Origin of the sequence: uncultured Meiothermus sp. (genome assembly GCF_937863175.1) — a bacterium.
Lineage (GTDB): Bacteria > Deinococcota > Deinococci > Deinococcales > Thermaceae > Meiothermus.
This window is the reverse complement of the sequence record NZ_CALMCQ010000128.1, coordinates 1-5262: the sequence shown is the minus strand read 5'-3', so window position 1 is coordinate 5262 and position 5262 is coordinate 1. Positions and strand designations below refer to the sequence as shown.

The following is a 5262-nucleotide window of genomic DNA, read 5'->3' as shown; positions in this document are numbered from 1 at the left end:
GCCGCTGGTACACCTGGATATTGCCGGCCCAGCCTATACCGAAAAAAGCCATGCCCTCGGACAGGCTGGCGGCACCGGGTTTGGGGTTCGGACACTGGTTGAACTGTTAGGGGTATAAGCGGTGCCCTGTTGGGGTTGATAAACATATACGGTGGAGGTACCTGAGCCCCACAAATCCCGTGGGTAGTTTGTGGTGGCTGATGCCAACCCTGGTTTTGTCCACGGCCACCGCTGTTTGATCGCAAGAGATGCTAAAGAAACCACGGCGCTGGACTCGCGCATCGCATTATTGACACGCTGGACAGACGCCCCGCAGCTCGAGGCGGGCCTCTTCCACAAACCAGCCATTCTTGGCTTCTACGGCTTTCCTGATTGGCTCGGGATCGAACTCGGGCAAATCCTTGACCAGCACATCTTCAATACTGCCGCACTGGAGGCAGAAAAGATGGTGATGCCGTTCGTTGAATCCATCGTAGCGGGTGTTGCCCTTCTGATCCTTGAACTCCCACAACAGACCCGAATCGCGCAGCACCTGGAGGTTCAGGTATACCGTCGAAAGCCCGATATTGTAGCTTTTCTTCTTAAGACTTTGGTGCAACTCCTCTGGGGTGGGGTGGGTGCTCTTGCGGTCGAGGTGGGCGAGTATGCGTTCCCTGGGTAAGGTGTGACGTAAACCCACCGCTTTTAACCGCGACCGGTAGCTTTCGCGCTCTTTGGTCTTTGCCATTTTCGGCCCCCTTGTACAACTTTCACTACTATAAAACATTTTCAGAAAAAAACCACTATTGCGATAGTCACAGTGTAATTCTAATCCTGGAAGCCATTTCTGCAACAAGTCCAATTTGAGAATGCAGAAAAGGTATACAGCCAGATGTAGAACCCCGGCTCAATTTTGTATGGTGGGTAATACCCAGTCGGATACTGGGAATTTAGTCAGGCGTTACCTGGCAAATAACACCAGCACGCAACGGCGAAAGGTGATATACTGATTATGCTGTGGAGAGGCCAATTTATCGCTTCTTACATTTAGTATTCGCGCTAGGGACGCTGCATTTGCTGGTCTTGCTTACCCTCGAGGTTCAGCGCCACTTTCAAATTCGGCACGACACTACAGCCACTCAACTTCGCCTGGAACAGCTCGAGCAGCGCATCCACAAACTAAGCGACGAACTTCAGGTGGCTGTCGATCCCCGCTACCGCGAAGGGTTGGTTCGTCAGATGGGGTATGTGCATAAGGATGAGGTGCTCTTCCTGCGTATGCCGCCCAAATCTACACCCACCCCCAACTCTAGCAACTGATCCCATCTACTCGGGTACGGTGCCGACGATATACTGGCCAGCAGCTCCATCGGTGTGGAACACCAGAGCCGGGCCTTCCCAAGAAACCCCGAGTTGCCCACCGAACCAGGGTGTAAATCGAGGTATAAACTGGCATCAGATGAAAATCAGAGAAATTTGCCTGGGAGGCCAGAACTCCGATCAAGTTCGGCGGGCAAATTTCAATTTCACTCCGGTTCGGCATAGTATGAAGGCCGGGTATGGTTGAACAGCTGACGGAACAGATTCTCGAGGACGAAGCGCTCACCGATGGGCTCTCCGATGAGGATGCCAGCGAGTTGGTGGGCTGGCTGATTGGGGTCGTGGAAGACCTCGAGGCCGAGTCCAGCGGGAGATCCGAGCAGTATGTGGGCCAGCTCAAGCGACTTGGGCATGAACTGGCCCGCGTAGCCCGCCGCTATGGGGTTCCCATAGAAGAGTTAATAGATCTGATCGAAGCGGCCTGGGAAGAGCCCGGTGATGAACATTCACCCAGACCCATGCAAGCCTGAAGTGGAACCAAAGCCCCTGGCGGTCAAACATTAAGGTTTATTAATGTCGGTTGGTGCAAATGTAACGCGCCTGTAACGACGGAGGGTTTACTCTACGTGCATGAGCAGGGAGCATATATTGAAAATCGAATTCGGCAATACCCGGCCCTTCCGGGTTCGGCCCCATCCCATGAGCGGTGTACGTACCTCGCTGCGCAACTGGCTGCTGCCCGCGCCTATCGAGTTTAGCGGCCACGTGGCCACGCGCACCCAGGCCAGCCGCCTGCGCTCGAGGCACATGGCCTGAAACCATCGCCTACCTGGCAACTGCCCCGTGCCTCCCGGTGGCAGTTGATTTTTTTTGACCCTTCGCGGGAGACGCCCCTCAGCTACTGATTTCGACCGTTGGAGCCAACAAAATCAGTACCAATTCGCACCGTCAGATCGGCGTACAAAACCGATTCCCCCGAAACCCTCGAGGGCATCCCGATGGCCTCTCCCAGCACCTGGGCCAACTCGGCGGCTCCATTGGAGATGACCTCGCTACGCGGTGGGGCACTCTCCATCTCACGCAGCAGCACCCGCAAACCCAGTTCACGCAGTTTGCGGCGCATCTCGATTGCAGCAGCCTCCTGGGGAGCTGCATAGAGCACCACGGCCTGCTGCCCCCGCAAATCCCCGTGGGTGGCCTGAGCAACGGTCGGGGCGTCGCCAAAAAAGCGCTGTACCAGTTTGTTCAGCTCGGCCCGATTCACTTCCCAGCCCTGACCAAACTGACCCGGCGTCAGCAGCGAAACCAGTTGGGGCTGCTGGGCTGCAAAACCCAGCAGGCTGGCAATCTGATCCCGGGTAAGGTCGGTACGGATGTTCTGCTCCACACTGGCGATGGCCTGGGGTATACGCCATAGACCGACGGGCGTGAGAATTTGCTGCTGGAGGGCATTGAAGAAGGTCTGCTGCCGCTGAATGCGTCCAATATCGCCCAGGGCATCGTGGCGAAAACGCAAATATCCCTCGGCCTGAGTGCCGCCAAGGTGCTGGCAGCCGGGCTGCAGGTTGATGTCGAGCTTTGCGGCGGTATCTTTGTACTGCATGGGTTTTTCCACGCAGACCGTAATGCCTCCCAGCGCATCTACTCCATTGCGGATGGCCTCGACACTGACCGCCACATAGCCATCAATCTCGACGCCCGTCAGGTTACTCACCACCTGCCTGGCCAGATCCGGGCCGCCAAATTTGTTGGCCTGGTTGATGAGGTGCCAGCCATAGCCGGGAATTCGCACAAAGACATCCCTGGGAATGGAAAGAACGCTGATGTGCTTGGTCGCGGGATCGAAGCGCACCAACAAATTCACATCCGACAGGCCGCGAAAATCCTCCGGTGCGCGCTGGTGATAGTACTTGTATTCGGGTGCAACGCCCAGCACCAGGACGGTCAGGGGGCGGTCTAAATTACGTGGCAGCGAGCCGTAGCGCAATAGCGGTTGTAACAAAGGATAAGCCCACCAGGCTGCTCCAACCAGCAAAACCAGCACGAACAGGGGAACGATACGCCGCATATCCTTGCCAGTGTAGCCTACCGATGGTGAGAAAAACCCGGGCGGTTCAGTCCAGGGTAAAGCGTGGTTCAGACTCGTGCAGCCGCACCCGTCGGATAATGCGCTGGTCGTGTTCGGTGTCGTGGGTGCTGGCAATGACCGTCACGAAATCGCGGATGGGACTGCGCAACACCTTCTTGGTCAGGGTCTCTTCGACCTGGAATATACCGGCTGAGTTGTTCATGATGACCCGGATCTCCACCGGGATTTGCTGACCCTTCAAAATCTGAACTTCATCCACTGCCAGCGCGCTGATGGAGTGGATATCCACCGAACCCAGGGCGAAAGCCTTGCGTCCCCGGCCTTTGGTGATGTCGGTTCCGTCGGCCACAGCCGTAATGCCAGCCTCGATGGTAAGAGGCTCGGGCTCGAGGTCGTGGCAGTTTATGGAATGAAGCATGAAGGCCCGTAGCTCGATGCGCTGTTCGGGGTCACGGTAGAGTTTCTCCAGAATCCTGTCCAGGATGGGAATGGCCAGAACAACACTGAAGGATTCATGGCGGGAGCGGTGCACCTGGTTGCCGATGTCGTGGAGCATGGTGGAGAGCAGTACCGTGAGGAAGGTATCGTCCAGATCGCCCACCCCACTTTCCATCACATCGGGCTTAACCCGGTGGTCGGTTAACAGTTGCAGGATGGCTACACTGGCTGCACCCGTCAGCAGCGCATGTACACGCCCGTGGTCGTTGTAGCCCAGCTTGCGCACGGTGATGTAGTTGGCCATGTCCCAGTGGCCCCTGGCCTCGGAGTCGGAGGTGAGCATTTCGTAGGCAGCCAGCGCCTTGGGATAGCGCTGCAAACCCTCCCGTATTGCCAGGTCGGCCTCGACATACAGCTTGGCTTTGGGCTGGGTAACTTGAACGGTTCGCTCGCTCATGACGGTACTACCATCACTCATACCCTGATGGTAGGGCTAAGAGGGTTATGGGGGCGTGACAAAGGACACATCGGATGAAGGGTCGAGGGTGTAGGGCCAGCAGCAAACAACCAGCGGGACTCCAAAGCGAAAACCTTAGGCAGCGGGGCCTGCGGATTAGACCTAAAGAACTGCCTGGCAACTCACCACGATTTACAGTGTGGCACCACCTAACTGCCCTTCTTCCCGCGCACGAAAGCCCCCTTGCTCAAATCATTCGCCTTTGAACTGGGCGGGGCGCTTGTCCAGGAAAGCCCTGGTGCCCTCGCGCATATCCCTGGTGGCACAGGCCAGGCCAAACAGGTCTGCCTCGACTTCCAGGGCCTCTTGCAGATCCAGGTTTTCACCCCGTCCGACCGCTTCTTTCGCCAGGGCAAGGGCCACCGGGCCATTTTTCAGGATGGCGGTGGCCAGTTCTTTGGCCGTCTGCAAGGCATCCTCGCCCACCCGGTTGACCAGGCCCAGACCCAGGGCTTCCTCACCCGTAACGTGGCGACCCGTAAAGATAAGGTCAAAAGCCCTTCCCCGGCCAACCAGACGGGGCAGACGCTGGGTTCCGCCAAAGCCGGGAATAATGCCCAGACCCACCTCGGGGAGTCCTAGTTTGGCTTTGTGGCTGGCCACGCGCAGATCGCAGGCCAGGGCCAGCTCGAGGCCCCCGCCCAGGGCAAACCCATTGATGGCTGCAATGCTGGGAATCGGCAGGGCTGCGATCTCGTTGAAAACCGACTGGCCCAGAATAGCAAACTCCCGTGCGGCAAACACATCCTGGAGATCGGCAATTTCCGAGATGTCGGCCCCGGCCACAAAGGCCTTGCCTTCGCCGGTGAAAATCGCCGCCCTGACCACGCGATCCTCGGAAATTATTTCGGTCACGGCCGCCAGCTCGATGAGGACCTCCTGGTTGAGCGCGTTGAGGGCCTGAGGCCGGGTGAGGGTG

The 5262-nt window shown here is 57.6% G+C and carries 7 protein-coding genes; 3 read left to right on the top strand and 4 right to left on the bottom strand.

Annotated features, from left to right (window positions below; genetic code table 11):
• Window positions 1–286: 286 nt before the first annotated feature.
• Window positions 287–727 (bottom strand): Fur family transcriptional regulator, encoded by a 441-nt coding sequence (locus Q0288_RS05275; RefSeq protein ID WP_299428251.1) that lies wholly within the window; start codon window positions 725–727, stop codon window positions 287–289.
• Window positions 728–996: 269 nt separating this feature from the next.
• On the opposite strand from Q0288_RS05275, the gene Q0288_RS05270 reads away from it, so the two are divergent.
• The 3 genes from Q0288_RS05270 (at window position 997) to Q0288_RS05260 (ending at window position 2115) form a co-directional block, all read left to right on the top strand.
• A complete protein-coding gene (locus tag Q0288_RS05270) occupies window positions 997–1299 on the top strand; it encodes a hypothetical protein (RefSeq protein WP_299428248.1) in 303 nt (100 codons plus the stop codon).
• A gap of 239 nt (window positions 1300–1538) precedes the next feature.
• Window positions 1539–1829 carry a hypothetical protein gene (locus Q0288_RS05265; protein ID WP_299428245.1) on the top strand — a complete coding sequence of 97 codons (291 nt, stop codon included), beginning with the start codon at window positions 1539–1541 and terminating at the stop codon, window positions 1827–1829.
• Between the two features lie 118 nt (window positions 1830–1947).
• Window positions 1948–2115, top strand: a complete 168-nt coding sequence (locus Q0288_RS05260) for a hypothetical protein (protein ID WP_299428243.1) — start codon at window positions 1948–1950, stop codon at window positions 2113–2115.
• Window positions 2116–2197: 82 nt separating this feature from the next.
• On the opposite strand, the gene Q0288_RS05255 is transcribed toward Q0288_RS05260, so the two are convergent.
• The 3 genes from Q0288_RS05255 to Q0288_RS05245 form a co-directional block, all read right to left on the bottom strand.
• Window positions 2198–3367 carry an LCP family protein gene (locus Q0288_RS05255; protein ID WP_299428240.1) on the bottom strand — a complete coding sequence of 390 codons (1170 nt, stop codon included), beginning with the start codon at window positions 3365–3367 and terminating at the stop codon, window positions 2198–2200.
• Between the two features lie 46 nt (window positions 3368–3413).
• On the bottom strand, window positions 3414–4304 hold the full coding sequence (locus Q0288_RS05250; RefSeq protein ID WP_299428237.1) for a phosphohydrolase: 891 nt from the start codon (window positions 4302–4304) through the stop codon (window positions 3414–3416).
• A gap of 231 nt (window positions 4305–4535) precedes the next feature.
• Window positions 4536–5262 (bottom strand): enoyl-CoA hydratase-related protein (locus Q0288_RS05245; protein WP_299428234.1); only part of this gene is annotated, 727 nt, incomplete at its 5' end.

Bases quoted from the DNA above. Each gene is read 5' to 3' on its own strand.
- Q0288_RS05255 (WP_299428240.1), bottom strand. From the start codon at position 3,367: ATGCGGCGTATCGTTCCCCTGTTCGTGCTGGTTTTGCTGGTTGGAGCA.
- Q0288_RS05250 (WP_299428237.1), bottom strand. From the start codon at position 4,304: ATGAGTGATGGTAGTACCGTCATGAGCGAGCGAACCGTTCAAGTTACC.
- Q0288_RS05265 (WP_299428245.1), top strand. From the start codon at position 1,539: ATGGTTGAACAGCTGACGGAACAGATTCTCGAGGACGAAGCGCTCACC.
- Q0288_RS05275 (WP_299428251.1), bottom strand. From the start codon at position 727: ATGGCAAAGACCAAAGAGCGCGAAAGCTACCGGTCGCGGTTAAAAGCG.